Consider the following 21,545-nt stretch of genomic DNA (forward strand, 5'->3'; position numbering starts at 1 on the left):
GCAGAGTTTGAGGCCGCTATCGCCAGCAAGCCGGCTCCTACAGGGGGGGGGCGTGATTTCTCGATCTGCGGGGCGACACCGGATCTGTGGGAGCCTGGCTTGCCAGCGATGGCGGTCTGAAGGGCGGCGCAAAATTTGAGGCCGCTATCGCCAGCAAGCTGGCTCCTACAGGGGATCGCGTAAATCCTGTAGGAGCCGGCTTGCTGGCGATGTTTTTGGCATCACCGCAACGTAATGCTCGTCGACTGTAAAAGTTTGCCATCGCGGTCGTGATAACTGACGCGGATCTGTTCTGGCTCAACGATCAGGTGCGCGAAATTGTCCTGGCTGATGACCTGGCTGGTCAGTTCATGCCGATAATCTCCGGCGGCTGTTCGGGCTAGTGGCTGATCAAGGATGAAGGTGGAGGCTTTGGCGTAGGGCAGCAATTTGCTGTTGCACAGCGGCGAGGAGACGATGGTGTGCACCTCGAAGTCCGGGTCTTCGCTGTGGGTCAATCGACTGGTCAGGGAGCCGTGCACATCACCGGACACGAAGAACACGTTCTTGATGCGGCGTGTACGAATAGTCTCCAGCAACCGTAGTCGTTGCTCCGGAAAGACTTTCCAGGCGTCATCGCCCAGGCGTTTTCGGTCGGGGTAGAACATCACGCTGGTGACCACGAATTTGACCCGGGCCGGGCTGTGGATCAGCCATTCGCACAGGGCCTGCTCCTGCTCTTCGTCGAGAATGCGCCGGTCGCCGGCCGACAGGTTGCGTCGGGTCCGGCTGTCGGTGACAAACCATTCGATATCCCCGTTGGTGAATTGATACCAATAGCGCTCCAAGTGCTGATGGATGTTCCCATCTTCAAGCAACTCATGGGCCGGGCTATGGCTGGCTTGATACAACTCATAAGCGGCGATGGCATTGTTATAGAGAAGGTCATCGTTTTCGTTTTTATTGGCGGGCCAGTTATCTTCTATTTCATGGTCGTCAAGGATCATGTAAGTCGGCGTGCCGGACATTAACTTTGAAATATGCGGCTGGGAAAAAGCCATGCGGTACTTGCTGAGTATTTCCTTGTATTCCCGATCAGGTGCGATGATGTTCAAGTCATCGATATAGACTTGGTCGCCAGTCATCAACAGGGCGCTGATGGGCGTTTCGGCGCGCTGCGCCAGGTTCGTGATGGAGGCAAAGATCCGGTCGCCCAGGTGCGGGAACGAAGGTGCACCGACCGTCATCCGCAGGTAACGGCATGACCCGACGATGTAAGCCCGTGGCGCTGTGGGATTGCCGGGCTGGGTGCTGAAACGGTAGACATGCCTGGGCCATTGCAGCGGCAGTTCCTGAACCGTCTCCACGGTGTGCACGGGGCTCATGGGGCTGAACCAGCCTGCCTGGTATTCGTACTCGGTATCGGTGGCAAGATCGTTGAGGGCAAAGACGTCGCACATGTCGCGCGCGCTTGTCAGTTGTTTGAACATCGCTTTGGACCACGGCGTATCACCGCTGCGTCGATAACGAATTCCACCAAATACCAAAGTGTCTTCTTGTAACTCGCCACGTAAAAAGATACGGGCATGTTGAGTTGTAGTGTGGCCAATAATCGGGCCGACTGTAGGTTTAAACATATTCGAATCCATTCGAAGGGGTATTAACTAAATAAGTAAGCCGACTAAACTTTTAGTTAGTCATTTGTATAACCAAGCCTAGTGGGAGGCCGGCAAAAAATATCGTGCCGAAGTGGATTCGAGTTGTGGGCTAACTCAACCACTAACGTAGGAAAGTGACTTTCTTCAAGTCAAAAAAAGCCCCGCCAAATTGGCGGGGTTGAGGTACGAGCGTGGCGCTCGGAAAACGTGAAACGCGAACGGCCCTCCGGTGAAGGAGGGCCGGCCGGTGTTACAGCAAGATGGTGCGGATGTCCGCCAGCAGGCTGCTCAGACGCTGGGTGAAGCGTGCAGCAGCGGCGCCGTTGATCACACGGTGATCGTAGGACAGCGACAGCGGCAGCATCAGTTTCGGCTGGAAGGCTTTGCCGTCCCAGACTGGCTGGATGGTTGCCTTGGAAACACCGAGGATCGCCACTTCCGGCGCGTTGACGATCGGCGTGAAGCCGGTGCCGCCAATGTGGCCGAGGCTGGAAATGGTGAAGCAGGCGCCTTGCATGTCGTCAGCGGTGAGCTTCTTGTCGCGGGCTTTGGCAGCCAGCGCAGCGGCTTCGGCTGCCAGTTGCAACAGGCTCTTCTGGTCGACGTTTTTGATGACCGGAACCAGCAGGCCTTCAGGGGTGTCGACGGCGAAGCCGATGTTTACGTACTTCTTGCGGATGATCGCCTTGCCGCTTGGTGCCAGCGAACTGTTGAAGTCCGGCAGTTCCTTGAGCATGTGCGCGCAGGATTTGAGCAGCAGCGGCAGGATGGTCAGCTTGACGCCAGCCTTCTCTGCAACGGCTTTCTGAGCGATACGGAACGCTTCCAGCTCGGTGATATCAGCCGAATCGAACTGAGTCACGTGCGGGATGTTCAACCAGCTGCGGTGCAGGCTCGACGCGCCGATTTGCATCAGGCGAGTCATCGGCACTTCTTCGGTTTCACCGAAGCGGCTGAAGTCCACGACCGGAATCGGCGGGATGCCCGCGCCGCCGGTTGCGCCGGCAGCAGCGGCCGGTGCTTCCTTGGCCTTCTGCATCATGGCTTTGACGTAAACCTGCACGTCTTCTTTCAGCACACGACCGTGCGGGCCGCTTGGGCTGACCGCGCTCAGCTCGACGCCGAATTCGCGGGCCAGTTGGCGTACGGCAGGGCCTGCGTGAACCTTGGCGCCCGACTTGGCCGGAGCCGCCGCAGGTGCTGGAGCAGCAGGAGCAGCGGCGGCTGGCGCAGGAGCGCTCGGTGCCGCAGCGGCTGGAGCCGACGCCGCAGCCGGGGCAGCAGCAGGCGCAGCGCCTTTGACTTTCAGCTTCAGGATCAGGTCGCCGGTACCGACTTCGTCATCCAGCTTGATGGAAATGCTTTCCACCACGCCAGCGGCAGGCGATGGGATTTCCATGCTCGCCTTGTCGGATTCCAGGGTGATCAGCGACTGGTCGGCGGCGACGGTGTCACCGGCCTTGACCAGTACTTCGATGATCTTGGCCTTGCCCGCCGAACCGATGTCCGGGACGTGAATGTCCTGAACGCTGTCGGCAACCGGTGCGGCCGGGGCGGCAGCGGTTGGCGCAGGTGCAGCGGCAGGAGCAGCAGCCTGAGCTGGTGCGGCCGCAGCCGGTGCCGCAGCACCTGCCACTTCCAGGTCCAGAATCAGGTCGCCGGTGCCGACTTCGTCGTTGAGCTTGACGCTGATGGCTTTGATCACGCCAGCGGCAGGCGATGGAATTTCCATGCTCGCCTTGTCGGATTCCAGGGTGATCAGCGACTGATCAGCCTCGACGGTGTCGCCGACCTTGACCTGGATCTCGATGATCTGGGCCTTGCCTGCCGAACCGATGTCCGGCACGTGCACTTGCTGAACCGAAGCGGCAGCTGGCGCAGCAGCAGGAGCGGCCGGCGCTGGAGCAGCGGCCGGTTTCTCTGCGGCTTTGGCAGCAGGCGCGGCAGCCGCAGGGGCCGCAGCAGCACCTTCGACTTCCAGCTCCAGCAGTTCGTCGCCTTCTTTCAGGCGGTCGCCCAGCTTCACTTTCAGGCTCTTGATGATACCGGCCTTCGGCGCAGGCACTTCCATGCTCGCCTTGTCCGACTCAAGTGTCAGGATGCTCTGGTCGGCTTCGATACGGTCGCCGACCTTCACAAACAGTTCAATTACTTCACCTTCACCGCTGCCGATGTCAGGTACGCGAATGAGTTCGCTCACAGAATCTCTCCTCAGCAGTCCAGTGGGTTGCGTTTTTCCGGGTTGATACCGAACTTGGCGATGGCTTCAGCCACCACTTTAGGTTCGATGTCACCACGGTCAGCCAATGCTTCCAGGGCTGCCAACACCACGAAATGACGATCGACTTCGAAGAAGTGACGCAGCTTTTTGCGGCTGTCACTGCGGCCGAAACCGTCGGTGCCCAGGACTTTGAATTCCTTGGACGGGACCCACTGACGAATTTGCTCAGCGAACAGCTTCATGTAGTCGGTAGACGCGATGACCGGACCTTGACGGCCGTTCAGGCACTCTTCGACGTAGCTCAGTTTAGGCTTCTGGCCAGGGTGCAGACGGTTGGTGCGCTCGACGGCCAGGCCATCGCGACGCAGTTCGTTGAAGCTGGTAACGCTCCACACGTCGGCGCCAACGTTGAACTGCTCACGCAGGATCTTCGCCGCTTCACGGACTTCACGCAGGATGGTGCCGGAGCCCATCAGCTGAACGTGGTGCGCCGCTTCGCGGGTGTCTTCTTCGAGCAGGTACATGCCCTTGATGATGCCTTCCTCGACACCGGCCGGCATGGCTGGCTGCTGGTAGGACTCGTTCATCACGGTGATGTAGTAGAAAACGTCCTGCTGCTCTTCGGTCATCTTCTTCATGCCGTCCTGAATGATCACCGCCAGCTCGTAGCCGTAGGTTGGATCATAGGTGCGGCAGTTCGGGATGGTGGCAGCCAGGATGTGGCTGTGACCGTCTTCGTGTTGCAGGCCTTCGCCGTTCAGCGTGGTCCGGCCGGCGGTGCCGCCGATCAGGAAGCCACGGGTACGGCTGTCGCCGGCAGCCCAGGCCAGGTCGCCGATACGCTGGAAGCCGAACATCGAGTAGAAGATGTAGAACGGCAGCATTGGCTGGTTGTGGCTGGAGTACGAAGTACCGGCAGCGATGAAGGAGCTCATGGCGCCCGCTTCGTTGATGCCTTCTTCGAGGATCTGGCCCTTTTTGTCTTCCTTGTAGAACATCACCTGGTCTTTATCGACTGGCTCGTAGAGCTGGCCGACGGAGGAGTAGATGCCCAACTGACGGAACATGCCTTCCATACCGAAGGTACGGGCTTCGTCCGGGATGATCGGAACGATGCGCGGGCCGATTTCCTTGTCCTTGACCAGCTGCGCGAGGATCCGCACGAAGGCCATGGTGGTGGAAATTTCACGGTCGCCCGAGCCGTCGAGGATCGCCTTGAGCGTATCCAGCGATGGCGTCGGTACGCTGAAGCTCTGCGCGCGGCGCTGTGGCACGAAGCCGCCCAGTGCAGTACGGCGCTCGCTCAGGTAGCGGGCTTCGGCGCTGTTTGGCTCTGGCTTGAAGAACGGCAGGTTTTCCAGCTCGTCGTCTTTGACCGGGATGTCGAAACGATCACGGAACAACTTCAGGCTGTCGACGTCGACTTTCTTGGTGTTGTGCGCAGTGTTTTTCGCTTCGCCGGCACCGGTGCCATAACCTTTGATGGTCTTGGCCAGGATGACGGTCGGTTGTTCTTTGTGGTTGACCGCTTCGTGGTACGCCGCGTAGACCTTGTACGGGTCGTGGCCGCCACGGTTGAGTTTCCAGATCTCGTCGTCGGACAGGTCTGCAACCATCGCCTTGAGTTCTGGCGTGTTGAAGAAGTGTTCACGCACGAACGCGCCGTCTTTGGCTTTGTAGTTCTGGTACTCGCCGTCGATGACTTCGTCCATGCGACGTTGCAGGATACCGTCGACGTCTTTGGCCAGCAGTGGGTCCCAGAAACGGCCCCAGATGACTTTGGTCACATTCCACTGAGCACCGCGGAACACACCTTCGAGTTCCTGGATGATCTTGCCGTTGCCGCGAACCGGGCCGTCGAGGCGCTGCAGGTTGCAGTTGATGACGAAGATCAGGTTGTCGAGCTTCTCGCGGCCAGCCAGCGAGATCGCGCCCAGGGATTCCGGCTCGTCGCACTCGCCGTCGCCCAGGAAGCACCAGACTTTCTGCTTGCCTTCCGGAATGAAGCCACGGGCTTCCAGGTACTTCATGAAGCGCGCCTGGTAGATCGCCTGGATCGGGCCCAGACCCATGGATACAGTCGGGAACTGCCAGAAATCAGGCATCAGCCAAGGGTGCGGGTAGGACGACAGGCCCTGACCGTCCACTTCCTGGCGGAAGTTGTTCATCTGGTCTTCGGTGATGCGGCCTTCCATGAACGCACGGGCGTAAACGCCTGGCGAGGTGTGGCCCTGGAAGTAGATCAGGTCGCCGCCGTGTTCGTCGGTCGGGGCCTGGAAGAAATAGTTGAAGCCGATGTCGTACAGGGTTGCGCTGGAAGCGAAGCTGGAGATGTGACCGCCCAGGTCAGAATCTTTCAGGTTCGTGCGCATCACCATGGCCATCGCGTTCCAGCGTACCAGCGAGCGAATGCGGCGTTCCATGAACAGGTCGCCAGGCATGCGTGCTTCGTGGGTAACGGGAATGGTGTTGCGGTATGGCGTGGTGATGGCGTAAGGCAATTGCGAACCGCTGCGGGTTGCGAGTTCGCCCATACGGGTCATCAGATAGTGAGCACGGTCTTCGCCTTCTTTGTCGAGAACCGATTCCAGGGCGTCCAGCCATTCCTGGGTTTCGACGGGATCGAGGTCTTGCATGGCTTGCTCCAGGGCGGAAAGGCTTCCAGAATCGGTTGCCTGAGTTTGCGACTGGCCTTGTGGGCAGACGATATAAATTCTTGGATTGCCGAGAGGTAGGATTCGGCGGCGTGTAGTTTTACTACAAATCATCGGGCATTTCAGCTATTCGAATGTATATACGAGTAGTAAAACTACAGATGAGCGGCTTGTGGCCTCCGGCTACGTTGTGAGAATAATCGTTAAGGTTGGTCTTTTGCCAACCGAAAAAGGTGAAAGCTTGATGCTGCCTGCCAAAAATAAAGAAATTTCAGCTATTTCTAACCTTTGTTCGACAGTCGATCAGGTAGTGCAATTTGAAAATTCACTACATGCAGCCTCCTACACGCCGATCAAGGATAGACCATGAGCCTCCCTACGCTTGCTGAACTGCCCGGCATTCTCCTGCCGTTTGTCACCCGCGCCGAGCAGTCGTTCCGTGCGGCCGTCGAGGCTCTTGATGATGATCATGGCCTGTCCGCCTGGACGCCTGAGCGCTGGGCGCAATTCGCCCGCGTCACCGCCGCCAGCGACTTCGTGATTGAACAGAGCGTACGTGACCCTTTGATGTTGCTGGCGCTGGTGCAGTCCGGTGAGCTGGACCGTGGCTTTGCTCCCGGCGAACTGTGCGCGCAGATTGCGGCAGCGGTGAACGCGGCTGAAACCGAAGACGAGCTCGGTCGTGCCCTGCGTCGCCAGCGCACCCGTCATCAAGTGCGGATCATCTGGCGCGACCTGACCCGTCAGGCCGATCTGGTCCAGACCTGCCGCGACCTCTCGGACATGGCCGATGCGAGCATCGATCAGGCCTATCAGTGGTTGTACTCGCGGCATTGCCAGCAGTTTGGCGTGCCCACCGGCCGACGCAGTGGCGAGCCGCAGCAGATGGTCATTCTCGGCATGGGCAAGCTTGGCGCGGTCGAGTTGAACCTGTCGTCGGACATCGACCTGATCTTCGCCTACCCCGAAGGCGGCGAAACCGTCGGCGTGAAACGCTCGCTGGATAATCAGGAATTCTTCATCCGCCTCGGTCAGCGCGTGATCAAGGCGCTGGACCCGATGACCGTCGACGGCTTTGTGTTCCGCGTCGACATGCGCCTGCGCCCTTACGGTTCGTCGGGTGCGCTGGTGTTGAGCTTCAACGCGCTGGAGCAGTATTACCAGGATCAGGGCCGAGACTGGGAACGCTACGCGATGATCAAGTCGCGGGTGGTGGCCGGCGACCAAGTGGCCGGCGCGCAGCTGCAAGACATGCTGCGCCCCTTCGTTTACCGGCGTTACCTGGACTTCTCCGCCATCGAAGCGCTGCGCACGATGAAGCAGCTGATTCAGCAGGAAGTCCGGCGCAAAGGCATGGCCGACAATATCAAGCTCGGCTCCGGCGGCATCCGCGAAGTCGAGTTTATCGCCCAGGCGTTCCAGCTGATCCACGGTGGCCGCGACCTGAGCCTGCAACAACGTCCTCTATTAAAAGTACTGAGCACGCTGGAAGGTCAGGGTTACTTGCCGCCGGCGGTGGTCAGCGAGCTGCGCGAAGGCTACGAATTCCTGCGTTACACCGAGCACGCGATCCAGGCGATTGCCGACCGCCAGACGCAGATGTTGCCGGACGGGGCGCAGGACCAGGCGCGCATTGCCTTTATGTTGGGCTTCGCCGATTGGGACGCCTTCCATGAGCAGCTGATGTATTGGCGCGGTCGCGTGGCCTGGCACTTTGGCCAGGTGATCGCCGACCCTGATGAAGAGGAAGGCACCGAAAGCGAAGTGGTGGTCGGCGGTGAATGGCTACCATTGTGGGAGGAGGCGCAGGACGAAGAGGCCGCTTGTCGCCAATTGGAGGAGGGCGGTTTCGTCGATGCCACCAAAGCGCTGAAGGCCTTGGCCAGCCTGCGCAGCAGCCCGCAATTGCGCGCGATGCAGCGTCTGGGTCGCGAACGCCTTGATGCGTTCATTCCACGGTTGCTGGCTCAGGCGGTCGAGCACGCCAACCCGGATCTGGTGCTGGAGCGTGTGCTGCCACTGGTCGAAGCGGTGGCCCGACGCTCCGCGTACCTGGTGCTGCTGACTGAAAACCCCGGCGCGCTGCGACGTTTGCTGACCTTGTGCGCCGCGAGCCCGTGGATCGCTGAACAGATCACGCGCTTCCCGCTGCTGCTCGACGAATTGCTCAACGAAGGCCGGTTGTTCAAACCGCCCTTGGCGCCGGAACTGGCCGCCGAGTTGCGCGAACGCCTGACACGAATCCCCGAGGATGACCTCGAACAACAAATGGAAGCCCTGCGCCATTTCAAACTGGCGCACCGTTTGCGCGTCGCCGCGTCGGAAATCGCCGGCAGCCTGCCGCTGATGAAAGTCAGCGATTACCTGACCTGGCTCGCTGAAGCGATCCTCGAACAAGTGCTGGCCCTGGCCTGGCGCCAGACCGTGGCCAAGTACGGCACGCCGCAGCGCACCGATGGCACCTTGTGCGATCCCGGCTTCATCATTGTCGGTTACGGGAAAGTCGGCGGGCTGGAACTCGGGCATGGTTCGGACCTGGACCTGGTGTTCATTCATGATGGCGATCCGCAGGCAGAAACCGACGGGCCGAAACCGATCGACGGCGCGCAATTTTTCACCCGGCTGGGGCAGCGGATCATTCACTTGCTCACCGCCCAGACCAACTCCGGTCAGCTGTATGAGGTGGACATGCGCCTGCGACCATCCGGTGCTTCGGGCCTGCTGGTGAGTTCGCTCGGGGCGTTTGCCCGTTATCAGGAAAACGAAGCCTGGACCTGGGAACATCAGGCGCTGGTACGGGCGCGGGTGCTGGTGGGCAGTCAGGATGTCGGCCAGGCGTTCGAGAAGGTTCGTGCGGCGATATTGGGCAAAGTTCGGGATTTACCGACCTTGCGTCAGGAGGTCAGCGAGATGCGCGCGAAGATGCGCGATAACCTTGGCAGCAAGAGCACCGCGGCCGGCACCGGGGCGAATGCCTTCGAAGCCACGGCGCCGTTCGATCTCAAGCAGGACGCGGGAGGTATCGTCGATATTGAATTTATGGTGCAATACGCGGCTCTGGCGTGGTCCGAAACACACCCGCCATTGCTGCGCTGGACCGACAATATCCGCATTCTGGAAGAGCTGGAACACGAAGGGCTGATGCCCGCCGAAGACGCCAGCCTGTTGCGCGAGGCCTATAAAGCCTACCGCTCCGCCGCGCACCGGCAGGCCTTGCAGAAGGACGCCGGGGTGATACCGGGCGACCAGTTCGCGGACGAGCGGCGGCAGGTGTTGCGGATCTGGCGCGAGCTGGGACTAAGCTGAAACCGGACAGTGGCAGCACCGAATACCCCTGTAGGAGCAAGCTTGCTCGCGATGGCGGAGTGTCAGTCACCACCAATGCTGGATGTGATGGCCTCATCGCGAGCAAGCTTGCTCCTACAGTAGATCTGCGTTGTTTTGTAAATTGAGGCAGCTAAGCTGCACCGCACTGGATGTGCACCAATACCCAATGTGGGAGCAAACTCCCACAGTAGATCTGCAGTGTTTTGTAGAATTCTCGAGGCGGGGAGGCGTATGCCTCCCCGGTTCGTTTTTGGAAACCACATGAAAATTCTGATCGTTGGGCCCAGTTGGGTCGGTGACATGGTGATGGCGCAGACACTGTTTCAGTGTCTCAAGCAACGCCACCCGCAATGCGAAATCGACGTGCTGGCCCCCGAGTGGAGCCGGCCGATTCTTGAGCGCATGCCCGAAGTTCGCCAGGCCTTGAGCTTTCCGCTCGGCCACGGCGCGCTGGAACTGGCGACGCGTCGGCGCATCGGCAAATCCCTGGCCGGCCAGTACGACCAGGCGATCCTGCTGCCCAACTCCCTGAAGTCGGCGCTGGTGCCGTTCTTCGCCGGTATCCCGAAACGCACCGGCTGGCGTGGCGAGTTCCGCTACGGCCTGCTCAATGACGTGCGCACGCTGGACAAAGAACGTTACCCGCTGATGATCGAGCGCTTCATGGCGCTGGCGTACGAGCCCGGCCTTGATCTGCCGAAACCGTATCCGCGCCCGAGCTTGCAGATCGATCCGGTCACCCGTGAAGCGGCGCTGGCCAAATTCGGCTTGAGCCTCGACCGTCCGGTGTTGGCGCTATGCCCTGGTGCCGAGTTTGGCGAGTCCAAGCGCTGGCCGTCCGAGCATTACGCCCAGGTCGCCGAAGCGAAGATTCGCGAAGGCTGGCAAGTCTGGCTGTTCGGTTCGAAAAACGATCACGCCGTGGGCGAAGACATTCGCGCGCGGCTGATTCCCGGCCTGCGTGAAGAGTCGGTGAACCTCAGCGGCGGTACGTCCCTGGCCGAGGCTATCGACCTGATGTCCTGCGCGGACTCGGTGGTGTCCAACGATTCCGGCCTGATGCACGTCGCGGCGGCACTGAACCGCCCGTTGGTGGCGGTGTACGGTTCGACGTCGCCGGGCTTCACGCCACCGCTGGCCGAACATGTCGAGATCGTGCGCCTGGGCATCGAATGCAGCCCGTGCTTTGATCGCACGTGCCGCTTTGGTCATTACAACTGCCTGCGCCAGCTGATGCCGCAAGCGGTGAACGAAGCCTTGCAGCGGTTGCAGGGCACTGTGGTCGAGGTCAAATAGTTTGCGGGTTCTGCTGATCAAGACTTCTTCGCTGGGCGACGTGATTCATGCGTTGCCGGCGTTGACCGACGCATCCCGGGCGATTCCCGGCATCACGTTCGACTGGGTGGTGGAAGAAGGTTTCGCCGAGATCCCGACCTGGCACCCGGCCGTGGGCAAGGTGATTCCGGTGGCGATCCGTCGCTGGCGCAAGAACATCTGGCAAACCATCAAGAGTGGCGAGTGGAAGCGCTTCAAGCAAAGCGTTCGCGCCACGAAATATGATCTGGTGATTGACGCGCAAGGCCTGTTGAAAAGCGCGTTGCTGACCCGCTACGTCAAGGCGCCGGTGGCGGGCCTGGATAAAGGATCGGCGCGCGAGCCGATTGCTGCGCGTTTTTATGACCGACGCCTGGCGGTGGCCCGTGGTCAACACGCGGTGGAGCGAGTGCGTCAGCTGTTCGCCATCGCCCTGGGTTACGACTTGCCAAAAGGTCTGGGCGATTACGGTCTGAACGTCGAGCGCTTGGTGGAATTGCCGCGCAAGAATCCTTACGTGCTGTTCCTGCACGGCACCACCTGGGACACCAAGCACTGGCCTGAAGCCTATTGGCGCGAACTGGCCGAGCGCGTTGGCTATCTGGGCGTCGGCGTGAAGCTGGCGTGGGGCAATCCGGCCGAGAAGGCCCGGGCTGAACGCATCGCCAAAGACATGCGCCACGTCGAAGTACTGCCCAAGTTGAACCTGGCGGGCATCGGCAAAGTGCTGGCCGGTGCGCAAGCGTGCGTGGCGGTGGACACCGGTCTCGGTCACCTCGCGGCCGCACTCGATGTGCCAACGCTGTCGCTGTTCGGTCCGACCAACCCTGGCCTGACCGGCGCGTATGGCAAGGCACAGATTCACATGGCCAGTGATTTCCCCTGCGCACCCTGCCTGCAAAAGAAATGCACCTATCAACCGACGGCCGAAGATGCCCGCCGGTTTGACCTGAAACGCGAGTCGCCGCTGTGCTTCACGCGTTTGAATCCCGAGCGTGTCGCGACCCGACTGAGCACGTTGTTACTGGCTGAGGAGCTGCGCTGATGCAATTGGCATTCGTCTTGTACAAGTACTTTCCGTTCGGGGGCTTGCAGCGCGATTTCATGCGCATTGCCCTGGAATGTCAGCAGCGCGGTCATCAGATTCGTGTCTACACGCTGATCTGGGAAGGCGACATCCCGCCGGGTTTCGAAGTGCTGGTGGCGCCGGTCAAGGCGTTCTTCAATCATCGTCGCAACGAGAAACTCAGCGAGTGGATGGAGGCCGATCTGGCCAAGCGTCCGGTGGACCGTCTGATCGGTTTCAACAAAATGCCAGGCCTGGACGTCTACTACGCCGCCGACGGCTGCTTCGAAGACAAGGCGCAGAACCTGCGCAACTCGCTGTACCGTCGTTGGGGCCGCTACCGGCACTTCGCCGAGTACGAGCGCGCGGTGTTCGCCAAGGACGCCAAGACTGAAGTACTGATGATCTCCGAAGTCCAGCAACCACTGTTCATCAAACATTACGACACGCCGCTGGAACGCTTCCATTTGTTGCCGCCGGGCATTTCTCAGGACCGTCGTGCGCCACCGAATGCGGCTGAGATTCGTGCCGGGTTCCGTCGTGAATTCAACCTGCAGGACGACGAGTTGTTGCTGGTGCAGATCGGCTCCGGGTTCAAGACCAAGGGCGTGGATCGCAGCCTCAAGGCGCTGGCCGCATTGCCCGCTGACCTGAAGAAACGCACCCGGCTGTTTGTAATTGGCCAGGATGACCCCAAGTTATTCCAGGTGCAGAGCGCCACCTTGGGGCTCGGCGACAACGTGACGTTCCTCAAGGGTCGTAGTGATATCCCGCGTTTTCTGCTGGGTGCTGACCTGTTGATCCACCCGGCGTACAACGAAAACACCGGGACCGTGTTGCTCGAAGCCCTGGTGGCCGGGTTGCCGGTACTGGTCAGCGCCGTGTGCGGTTACGCCCATTACATCGCCGAGGCCGACGCCGGCCTGGTGCTGGATGAACCCTTCGATCAGGCGCAACTGACGCAATACCTGACCCGCATGTTGAACGACGCTCAAGCACGGGCGGCCTGGAGCCGCAATGGTCTGGCTTTCGCCGAGACGGCCGACCTCTACAGCATGCCGCAACACGCGGCCGATGTGATTCTGGCGGAGCACGCTAAATGAAGTTGATGCTGGCTGAACCGTTCAAGAGCCTTTGGGCCGGGCGCGACCCGTTCGCCGAAGTCGAAGGCTTGCAGGGCGAGGTTTATCGCGAGCTGGAAGCGCGCCGGACCTTGCGCACCGAAGTGAACGGCCATGGTTTTTTCGTGAAGATCCACCGTGGCATTGGCTGGGGCGAGATCTTCAAGAACCTGCTGACCGCCAAACTGCCGGTGCTCGGTGCGGGCCAGGAGTGGAAAGCCATTCAGCGCCTGCAGGAAGTCGGTGTGCCGACCATGACAGCTGTCGCCTACGGTGAAAAGGGCAGCAACCCGGCGGACCAGCATTCGTTCATCGTTACCGAAGAGCTGGCGCCGACCGTCAGCCTCGAAGATTTCAGTATCGACTGGGTCAAGCAACCGCCGGAGCCCAAACTCAAGCGCGCGCTGATCGCCGAAGTCGCGCGCATGACCGGCATGATGCACCGTGCCGGGGTCAACCATCGCGACTGCTACATCTGCCACTTCCTGTTGCACACCGATAAACCGGTGACCGCCGACGATTTCAAACTTTCGGTGATCGACCTGCACCGCGCCCAGACCCGCCCGACGATTACCCAGCGCTGGCGTAACAAGGATCTGGCGGCGCTGTACTTCTCGGCCCTGGACATCGGCTTGACCCAGCGCGACAAATTGCGTTTCCTCAAGGGCTACTTCCAGCAACCGCTGCGCCAGGTTCTGTCGGAAGAAGCGGGGCTGCTCGCCTGGCTGGAAGGCAAGGCCAACAAACTCTACGACCGTAAACAGCGATACGGGGATGCGCTCTGATGTCGGGCTGGAAACTGGAACCTGCTTATAGCGAGCTGGCAGAAGATTTCGGCAGCCTTGAAGCGGTGTTTGCGCTTAAGGGCGAGCGACTGACTCACGATCCGTTGTCCGAAGTCATCCGCGTCAATCGCAATGGCGTCAACTATTACGTCAAACGTTACGTCGGCGCGGGCAAGGGCTTGCGCCGTTATCTGGGCAAGCCGCGGGTGAAAATGGAGTGGCAGAACCTCAAGCGCTTTGCCAAATGGGGCATTCCCACTGCTGAAGTGGTGGCCTGGGGGCTGGAGCGGCGCGGTGCGGCGTACGCTCGCGGGGCGATGATTACCCTTGAACTGCCGCATACCGTAGACCTGTCCATCCTGGCTGAACGGCATGATCCAAAACTGGCGGACCGCGCCTGGGTCGATCATGTCAGTCGGCAATTGGCCGGTTATACCCGGACCATGCACGACCACCGCTTCACCCATAACGATCTGAAGTGGCGCAACCTGTTGATCGACGACCAGGCCCGGCTGTTCCTGATCGATTGCCCCAACGGTAATTTCTGGCGCGGCTTCTGGCTCAAGTACCGTATCACCAAGGATCTGGCGTGCCTGGACAAGGTCGCCAAGTATCAGCTGTCGGCGACTCAACGCCTGCGCTTTTACCTGCAATACAGCCAACGGACACGACTCAATGCCGCCGACAAAAAACGGATCCGGCACGTGGTTAGATTTTTCGAGGGACGCGAATGACTGATTTTCTGGCTGCTGAAGACCGTGCGCTACTGGAGCGCCACGGCCTCGGCAACTTCGATGCGCTTTGGGCCAGGCAGCTTGATGCCGTGGATGAGCCCAACACCGTGCGCGGTGGCTGGAGCAGCGTGTTTCGGCTGGATCTTGAAGGTCACGGCTTCTACCTCAAACGGCAAAGCAACTACCAGATGCGCACGTTGCATGCGCCGTTTGGCGAACCCAGTTTTGCCCGGGAATTTCGCAACATCAGTCGTTATGAAAAACTTGGCATTCCGGCGCTGAAAGCGGCGTTCTTCGGTGAGCGCAAAGTCGATGGCGAAGTCCGGGCGATTCTGCTGACCCGTGCGCTGGACGGTTGGGATGACCTGGATTCGCTGTTGCAGCGCTGGTCGGAGTTAAGTGGTGCGCAGCACTCGGCGATTTTGCAGGCGTGTGGCGAGCTGGCTCGGCGCCTGCACGCGGCGCGTCAGGTTCATGGCTGCTTCTATCCCAAACACATTTTTCTGCGGGCCACGGGCGACGGTTACCAGGCTCAATTGATCGACCTGGAGAAAACCCGGCCGCTGCTGTGGGGCCGACGTGACCGGGTCAAGGATCTGGAACCGTTGACGCGGCGGGCGCCCGAGTGGAGCGATGCGCAGGTACGTGAATTGCTGGCCGCTTACCTGGATCAATCGCAGGACAGTTCGCTGATCGACAGCTGGCTGGCGCGACTGACCGCGCGGCGCAGCCACAAGGAGGCGCGCTGATGCGTTTGTCCGAACTGAAAAACACCGGCCGTAGCCCGGCTCTGCCGCTGAGCGTTTCACTGGCCGATGCCGCCGGTCCTGCCGAGTTGCAATTGTTGAGTCTGTTGCGGGTGTTGCCGGGCCAGCGTTATGTCGGCGCCGGTGTCTGGCGTGGTCGTCCGGTGCTGGCCAAGTTGTTGGTCGGCACCAAGGCGGCCCGGCATTTTCAGCGAGAACTGGACGGTGTTCGCTTGCTCGCCGCTCAAGGTCTGACCACGCCGCAGCTGCTGGCCGACGGCTTGAAGGACGGCGAGGGCGGCTGGCTGCTGTTCGATTTCCTTGAAGGCGCCGAGAGCCTGGGGGATACCTGGAAACAGGTCGAGCACTTGCCGGTGCTCGCGGATGGGCAAGGGGCCGTGTTGGCCGAGGCGTTGGGCGCGATCGGCCAGATGCACCGCAAAGGGCTGTGGCAGGAAGACCTGCACCTGGACAACCTGCTGCGCCAGGGCGGTCGACTGTATCTGATCGACGGCGCCGGGATCTGTAGCGAAACCCCCGGCCAGCCATTGTCGCGGCAGAAAGTCCTGGAAAACCTCGGGGTGTTTTTCGCCCAGTTGCCCAAGGCGCTGGAGCCTTTCACCGAAGAATTGCTGGTCTATTACCTGCTGAGCAATGGCGAGCATGCCTTGCCCATGGAAGCGTTGCAGAAACAGATCGACAAGGTCCGCAGCTGGCGCCTCAAGGACTTCCTGATCAAGGTCGGACGCGAATGCACGCTGTTCAGTGTGCAGCGCGGGGCCTTCGGGTTGCGGGCGATTCGCCGCGAGGAAGAAACAGCGATGTTGCCGGTGCTGGAGCAGGCCGATGCATTGCTCGATCAGGGCCATCTGTACAAGACCGGCGGCGCGGCGAGTGTCGGAAAAGTCGCGGTGGACGGTCGGACGCTGGTAATCAAGCGCTACAACATCAAAGGCTTTGCCCACTGGCTCAAGCGCTTCTGGCGCCCGAGCCGTGCCTGGCACTCATGGCGCGAAGGCAATCGGCTGGCATTCCTTGGTTTTGCCACGCCGAAACCGCTGGCCGTGCTGGAAAAACGTTTTCTCTGGTTGCGCAGCCGGGCGTATCTGGTGACCGAGCATTTGGCGGGGCCGGACATCATCGAGCGGTTTGCGCCGTACGTTGAAAGCGGTGAAGCGCCCGAGGCAGAGCTGGTGGCGCTGGATCAGTTGTTTGCAGAGCTGATTCGCGAGCGGATCAGTCATGGCGACTTCAAGGGCCACAACCTGTTCTGGCAGGAAGATCGCTGGGCACTGATCGATCTGGACGCGATGCGTCAGCACGGCTCGCTCGCCAGCTTCGCCCCGGCGTATGCGCGGGACCGGGCGCGGTTCATGCGCAATTGGCCTGAGAGCAGCGCGCTGTATCAGGTTATCGATCAGCGGCTGCCCAAAGAAATCGCCAGCGCTGCCTGAATTTCCTGCAGGGTCTGCGGCAAACACACATTCTGTGCCCGCTGCAGATCCTGTAGGAGCAAGCTTGCTCGCGATGGGGCTGGAACAGTCACCCGAGATTGGCGGACAAGTTCTTATGAAATGTCCTACATGTTCTCCGGACCCCATGAACTGTGCCCCGAATAGCCGCAATGCTAGTTTGCCTGACGTTCATGGAGGGCAAATCTTGACGATTAAAACGGCTGTTCTGCTCGGCACATTCTCACTGGCGCTATCTGGCTGCGGCACCGCCGTCACCGTCCTGCAAAATGACGAAGACGCGGCGCGTGACCTGCGCAAACAAAAAACCTACTGCCAGTCCATCCCGCGAATCTACAGCGGGATGGCCTACGATTTTTGTGTGCTGAATGCACCGCCGGACCCCACGGGTTTTCTTGTACCGCTGGTTTTGCTGGACCTGGCGTTGTCCGGTGCGCTGGACACCGTTGCCTTGCCGTACACGATTTACCGGCAGGGGGTCGATGGCAATCTCAGGATTTACTGGCGGCCGGGTCGCGGATGATCCTGGCCGTGCGTCCTGGCCTTGGGTCATGTTTACGCCGCTGATAACCGTAGGGTCATTCCCGGCATGTTTACGCTATAATCCCGCCCTTTAGCTGTCTCTCGCCCCTTGCGAGGGCACATTAATTTTTGAGGCGCGTTGCGCCTGCATGCAGACTAAAGAGGCTAGACCCCTGTGGCATTGACGATTCTTGGCCTGTCCGGCGCCCTTAGCCATGATCCTTCCGCAGCCTTGTACATCGACGGCAAGCTGGTCGCGGCGGCTGAAGAAGAGCGCTTTGTGCGCGATAAACATGCAAAGAACCGCATGCCATACGAATCGGCGAAGTTCTGCCTCGAGCAGGCGGGCATCAAGCCGTCCGACGTTGACGTGGTTGCGATTCCGTTCGCACCGATCAGCCTGTTCGGCAAGGCGCGCTGGCACTACGCCAAGCGTTACTGGTACGCCCCGGACCGCGCCCTCGACGCGATCCTGATGGGCAACCGTCGCTACAAGCGCTATCGCAACAAGATCGTCTGGTGCCTGGAGCAACTGGGCTTCGACCCGAAGAAAATCAAGATCGAGCCCGTCGAGCATCACCTGGCTCACGCTTCCAGCGCTTACCACTGTTCCGGTTTCAAAGAGAAAACCGCGATCCTCGGCATCGACGGCAAGGGTGAGTACGCCACGACCTTCTTCGGTTACGGCGAAAACGGCAAGATCCACAAGATCAAGGAATTCTTCGATCCGGATTCCCTCGGCGGCCTGTACGGTGCGATCACCGAGTTCCTCGGTTTCGAGATGCTCGACGGCGAGTTCAAGGTCATGGGCATGGCGCCGTACGGCGACGCCAGCAAGTACGACTTCTCGCGTCTGGCCTCGTTCGAGAACGGCGAGCTGGTGATCAACACCGACTACGCCAACGTCATCGGCCTGCGCCGTTATAAAGAGAAGGGCAAGGGTTTCTACTTCTCGCCGAAGCTGATCGAGTGGCTGGGTCCCAAGCGCGAAGGCGACATCGCCGACGAGCCGTACATCCACTACGCCGCGAGCATGCAAGCGCTGTTCGAGAAACTGGCGTTGCAGATGATCGACCATTACCTGGGCGACGTGCTCAAGGAAACCGGCAAGCTGGCCTTCGCCGGCGGCTGTGCGTTGAACGTCAAGCTCAACCAGAAAATCATCGCCCGTGACGACGTCAAAGAGCTGTTCGTCCAGCCTGCGTCCGGCGATGCCGGCACCGCGGTCGGCGCGGCGGCTTACGTGTCTCACGCCCGTGGCGTGCCAGTCGAGAAGATGGAACACGTCTACCTCGGCCCGTCGTACAGCAACGAAGACGTGCTGGCAGCATGCGCCCGTCACCCGAGCAAGCCGGTATGGCGCAAGCTCGAGAACATGCCGGAAAACATTGCCAAAATCATGGTCGACGGCAACCCGGTCGCGTGGTTCCAGGGTCGCATGGAGTTCGGTCCGCGTGCCTTGGGCGGTCGTTCGATCATCGGTTGCCCGAGCGCGACCGGCGTGGCTGATCGCATCAACCACCAGATCAAGTTCCGCGAGCGCTGGAGGCCTTTCTGCCCGTCGATGCTCGACACCGTCGCGCCGCAGATGATCAAGATCGATCACCCGGCGCCGTTCATGACCTTCACCTTCGAAGTGGCTGAAGAGTGGAAAACCCGCGTGCCGGAAGTCGTCCACGAAGACGGCACGTCCCGGGCCCAGGTGCTCAAGCGCGAATACAACCCGCGCTACTACGACATGATGAAGGCGCTGGAAGTGCTGACCGGCAACGGCGTGTCGCTGAACACTTCGCTCAACCGTCGTGGCGAGCCGATGATCTGCTCGCCGACGGATGCCCTGAACATGTTCTTCGGCTCCGACCTGCAGTATCTGATCATGGAAGACATCCTGGTGGTCAAAGAGGGCGCGGACGCATATGACACGCTCGGCTGAACGCCATGTGCTGCAGTTCTGTCACGGCTATGACGGGCCGTTTCTGGACTGCGCCCGGCAGTACGCCAGCCTGTTCGCGGGGACCGGATATCGAGTGACCACGGTGTTTCTGACCGGGGTTGCAGACAGCGAGGTTGCCGCGGGCTGTGCTTCCGATGAAGTGTTGTTCATGGAATACAGCTCCAAGGCCATTCGTGGCCTGAAGCTGGGTGCCATCGGCGATCTGCGCAAGATCGCCGCTTCGCGCAACTTCAGCTTCTGCATCGCTCATCGTTTCAAGCCGATCTACATCGCCTTGCTGGGCACTTCGTTGCCGGTCATCGGTGTGCATCATGCGTTTGATGACTACAAGCGCGGCACTCGCAAGCTCTTCGCCCATGTTTTCCGCAAGCGACTGAGCCTGCTCGGGGTTTCCGACGCGGTGCGCGATGACATGCGCGGTTGCTTGCCGAAATGGCCGGCCGGGCGGATTCAGACACTCTATAACCGCATCGATGTGCAAACCTTGCAAGACAGCCAGGTGTCCGTTCGTGAAGCCCGGGAAACCCTGGGGTTGTCGATGGATGCCTGGGTTGTCGGCAACGTCGGACGGCTGCATCCGGACAAGGATCAGGCCACGTTGCTGGAAGGTTTTGCGACGGCTCTGCCGGGTTTGCCGGCTAACAGCCAACTGGTCGTTTTGGGTACCGGTCGGCTGGAGCAGGACCTCAAGGCCCAGGCCCGCGAGTTGGGTATTGGCGATCGCGTACTGTTCCTTGGGCAGGTGCCCGAGGCTCGGCGTTATTTCCGTGCCTTCGATGTGTTTGCCCTGAGTTCCGATCACGAGCCGTTCGGCATGGTGCTGCTGGAGGCCATGGCTGCCGGCGTGCCGTTGCTCGCCACGGCGTGTGGCGGCGCGAAGGAAGTGGTGGAAGGCGTTGGCATTCTGTTCCCGTTGGGCGATGCCGGGCACCTGGCTCAAGGGCTGCACCATCTGGCCGCAATGGATGAGCAACAACGTCGCCAGTGCGCCGAGCTGATGCTCGACCGCTTGCGTGAGCGCTTCTCCGACCGTGCCGTACGCGATGCTTTCTGGCGTTTGCCACACGTTACCGAACTGGCGCCGAGGGGCTGATGCTCAACCGACTACAAGGCTGGCGCGAGCGTGGCTGGGCGGTGGTCGATGCCTCGACTTACGCCGAGGCCTGGAACCGTTATGGCGGCAGCGTCGCGACGCATCCGATGGTCGTCGAACGACTGGCTCATTTGGCCGGCATTCCCGTGCGCTATCTGGCCTGGGCGCAAAACGGTGACGTCCAGGCGGCCATCCCGACCTGGGGGCGCGACCTTGCCTTGTCCAAGGACGTGCTCAAGCGCAACGGTAAAAAAGGCCTGTTCGACCTCGGCAACGCCGAGCTCATCCTGCCGGCCGCTGCTGATACGCAAGCGCCCCTGCGCCATCGCGCCCGTTATCTGTCAGCACTGAATGAAGGCCGGTTCGCCGGCATCAGGTTGCAGACTGAGCAATTGGCCATGGCCCGTACTCCGGAAGAGCTGTCGAAAAAGTTTCGCTACAACCAGCGCCGCGAATTGCGCTTGCTGGAGGAGGCGGGCGGCGTGGTGCGGCCGGTCAGCGAGTTTTCCAGCCGAGAACTGGCCGCGATTTATTGCGACCTGTTTCAGCGTCGCTGGGGTTTTGCGGCCACCGGTGCCGAGCGCATGGGTGAAGTGATCGAGTTGTTGCGTGATTTGTTGATCGGTTCGGTGATTTTCCTCAACGACGCGCCAATCGCGATTCAACTGGTCTACCGCGTTGAAGCGCCGCAATGGATCAGTGTCGAGTACATCAATGGTGGCGTGGATCCGCAAACCCGCGAATTCAGCCCTGGCAGCGTGCTGAGCTTTCTCAATACGCAAAGTGCCTGGGAGCATGCGCGAGCGCTGGACAAGCCCCTGCGCTTCTCCTTCGGTCGCGCCGATCGTGAATACAAGGATCGCTGGTGCAATCCTGTGCCAGTCTTCACCGTATGAGCC

At 60.5% G+C, this 21,545-nt stretch carries 16 protein-coding genes; 13 read left to right on the forward strand and 3 right to left on the reverse strand.

The window, feature by feature from the left end; translation table 11 throughout:
• Positions 1-221 precede the first annotated feature (221 nt).
• The 3 genes from K5R88_RS23575 to aceE form a co-directional block, all read right to left on the reverse strand.
• Positions 222-1,616, reverse strand: coding sequence for an alkaline phosphatase D family protein (locus tag K5R88_RS23575; protein ID WP_226298466.1), 1,395 nt, complete (start codon positions 1,614-1,616; stop codon positions 222-224).
• Positions 1,617-1,887: 271 nt separating this feature from the next.
• Entirely contained in the window at positions 1,888-3,837 is a 1,950-nt protein-coding gene (aceF, locus tag K5R88_RS23580; RefSeq protein ID WP_226298467.1) for a dihydrolipoyllysine-residue acetyltransferase, read from the reverse strand.
• 11 nt (positions 3,838-3,848) lie between these two features.
• Positions 3,849-6,494 carry a pyruvate dehydrogenase (acetyl-transferring), homodimeric type gene (gene aceE / locus K5R88_RS23585; RefSeq protein WP_008027850.1) on the reverse strand — a complete coding sequence of 882 codons (2,646 nt, stop codon included), beginning with the start codon at positions 6,492-6,494 and terminating at the stop codon, positions 3,849-3,851.
• 190 nt (positions 6,495-6,684) lie between these two features.
• Between aceE and K5R88_RS23590 the strand changes: the two genes are divergently transcribed.
• From K5R88_RS23590 to K5R88_RS23650, 13 genes are all read left to right on the forward strand, one after another.
• Positions 6,685-6,882 (forward strand): hypothetical protein, encoded by a 198-nt coding sequence (locus K5R88_RS23590; protein ID WP_157214357.1) that lies wholly within the window; start codon positions 6,685-6,687, stop codon positions 6,880-6,882.
• Positions 6,879-9,818, forward strand: coding sequence for a bifunctional [glutamate--ammonia ligase]-adenylyl-L-tyrosine phosphorylase/[glutamate--ammonia-ligase] adenylyltransferase (gene glnE, locus K5R88_RS23595; protein WP_226298468.1), 2,940 nt, complete (start codon positions 6,879-6,881; stop codon positions 9,816-9,818). Before K5R88_RS23590 ends, glnE begins: the two co-directional genes overlap by 4 nt.
• A gap of 282 nt (positions 9,819-10,100) precedes the next feature.
• Positions 10,101-11,135 carry a lipopolysaccharide heptosyltransferase II gene (gene waaF, locus K5R88_RS23600; RefSeq protein ID WP_008040346.1) on the forward strand — a complete coding sequence of 345 codons (1,035 nt, stop codon included), beginning with the start codon at positions 10,101-10,103 and terminating at the stop codon, positions 11,133-11,135.
• Between the two features lies 1 nt (position 11,136).
• Positions 11,137-12,198, forward strand: coding sequence for a lipopolysaccharide heptosyltransferase I (waaC, locus tag K5R88_RS23605; protein WP_008027853.1), 1,062 nt, complete (start codon positions 11,137-11,139; stop codon positions 12,196-12,198).
• A complete protein-coding gene (locus tag K5R88_RS23610; RefSeq protein ID WP_223450911.1) occupies positions 12,198-13,322 on the forward strand; it encodes a glycosyltransferase family 4 protein in 1,125 nt (374 codons plus the stop codon). Before waaC ends, K5R88_RS23610 begins: the two co-directional genes overlap by 1 nt.
• Complete coding sequence (rfaP, locus tag K5R88_RS23615; RefSeq protein ID WP_008040354.1) at positions 13,319-14,125, forward strand: lipopolysaccharide core heptose(I) kinase RfaP; 807 nt, start codon at positions 13,319-13,321, stop codon at positions 14,123-14,125. The genes K5R88_RS23610 and rfaP overlap by 4 nt, the downstream gene beginning before the upstream one ends.
• Positions 14,125-14,859, forward strand: a complete 735-nt coding sequence (locus tag K5R88_RS23620; protein WP_008027856.1) for a lipopolysaccharide kinase InaA family protein — start codon at positions 14,125-14,127, stop codon at positions 14,857-14,859. Before rfaP ends, K5R88_RS23620 begins: the two co-directional genes overlap by 1 nt.
• Positions 14,856-15,608, forward strand: a complete 753-nt coding sequence (locus K5R88_RS23625) for a lipopolysaccharide kinase InaA family protein (RefSeq protein ID WP_192226900.1) — start codon at positions 14,856-14,858, stop codon at positions 15,606-15,608. The genes K5R88_RS23620 and K5R88_RS23625 overlap by 4 nt, the downstream gene beginning before the upstream one ends.
• Positions 15,608-17,059 carry a lipopolysaccharide kinase InaA family protein gene (locus K5R88_RS23630; protein ID WP_223450909.1) on the forward strand — a complete coding sequence of 484 codons (1,452 nt, stop codon included), beginning with the start codon at positions 15,608-15,610 and terminating at the stop codon, positions 17,057-17,059. The genes K5R88_RS23625 and K5R88_RS23630 overlap by 1 nt, the downstream gene beginning before the upstream one ends.
• Positions 17,060-17,264: 205 nt before the next feature.
• Positions 17,265-17,600 carry a YceK/YidQ family lipoprotein gene (locus K5R88_RS23635; RefSeq protein WP_008027859.1) on the forward strand — a complete coding sequence of 112 codons (336 nt, stop codon included), beginning with the start codon at positions 17,265-17,267 and terminating at the stop codon, positions 17,598-17,600.
• A 174-nt stretch (positions 17,601-17,774) separates the two neighbouring features.
• Positions 17,775-19,532: a carbamoyltransferase family protein gene (locus K5R88_RS23640; protein WP_008027860.1), complete on the forward strand. Its 1,758-nt coding sequence runs from the start codon at positions 17,775-17,777 to the stop codon at positions 19,530-19,532.
• Positions 19,516-20,646: a glycosyltransferase gene (locus K5R88_RS23645; RefSeq protein WP_226298469.1), complete on the forward strand. Its 1,131-nt coding sequence runs from the start codon at positions 19,516-19,518 to the stop codon at positions 20,644-20,646. Before K5R88_RS23640 ends, K5R88_RS23645 begins: the two co-directional genes overlap by 17 nt.
• Positions 20,646-21,542, forward strand: a complete 897-nt coding sequence (locus tag K5R88_RS23650; protein WP_223450906.1) for an antimicrobial resistance protein Mig-14 — start codon at positions 20,646-20,648, stop codon at positions 21,540-21,542. The genes K5R88_RS23645 and K5R88_RS23650 overlap by 1 nt, the downstream gene beginning before the upstream one ends.
• Positions 21,543-21,545 lie beyond the last annotated feature (3 nt).

Source organism: Pseudomonas sp. MM213, assembly GCF_020423045.1.
Lineage (GTDB): Bacteria > Pseudomonadota > Gammaproteobacteria > Pseudomonadales > Pseudomonadaceae > Aquipseudomonas > Aquipseudomonas migulae.

Coding starts and splice junctions, on each gene's coding strand:
- K5R88_RS23575 (WP_226298466.1), bottom strand. CDS start 1,616: ATGTTTAAACCTACAGTCGGCCCGATTATTGGCCACACTACAACTCAA.
- aceE (WP_008027850.1), bottom strand. CDS start 6,494: ATGCAAGACCTCGATCCCGTCGAAACCCAGGAATGGCTGGACGCCCTG.
- glnE (WP_226298468.1), top strand. CDS start 6,879: ATGAGCCTCCCTACGCTTGCTGAACTGCCCGGCATTCTCCTGCCGTTT.
- waaF (WP_008040346.1), top strand. CDS start 10,101: ATGAAAATTCTGATCGTTGGGCCCAGTTGGGTCGGTGACATGGTGATG.
- K5R88_RS23610 (WP_223450911.1), top strand. CDS start 12,198: ATGCAATTGGCATTCGTCTTGTACAAGTACTTTCCGTTCGGGGGCTTG.
- rfaP (WP_008040354.1), top strand. CDS start 13,319: ATGAAGTTGATGCTGGCTGAACCGTTCAAGAGCCTTTGGGCCGGGCGC.
- K5R88_RS23620 (WP_008027856.1), top strand. CDS start 14,125: ATGTCGGGCTGGAAACTGGAACCTGCTTATAGCGAGCTGGCAGAAGAT.
- K5R88_RS23625 (WP_192226900.1), top strand. CDS start 14,856: ATGACTGATTTTCTGGCTGCTGAAGACCGTGCGCTACTGGAGCGCCAC.
- K5R88_RS23630 (WP_223450909.1), top strand. CDS start 15,608: ATGCGTTTGTCCGAACTGAAAAACACCGGCCGTAGCCCGGCTCTGCCG.
- K5R88_RS23645 (WP_226298469.1), top strand. CDS start 19,516: ATGACACGCTCGGCTGAACGCCATGTGCTGCAGTTCTGTCACGGCTAT.
- K5R88_RS23650 (WP_223450906.1), top strand. CDS start 20,646: ATGCTCAACCGACTACAAGGCTGGCGCGAGCGTGGCTGGGCGGTGGTC.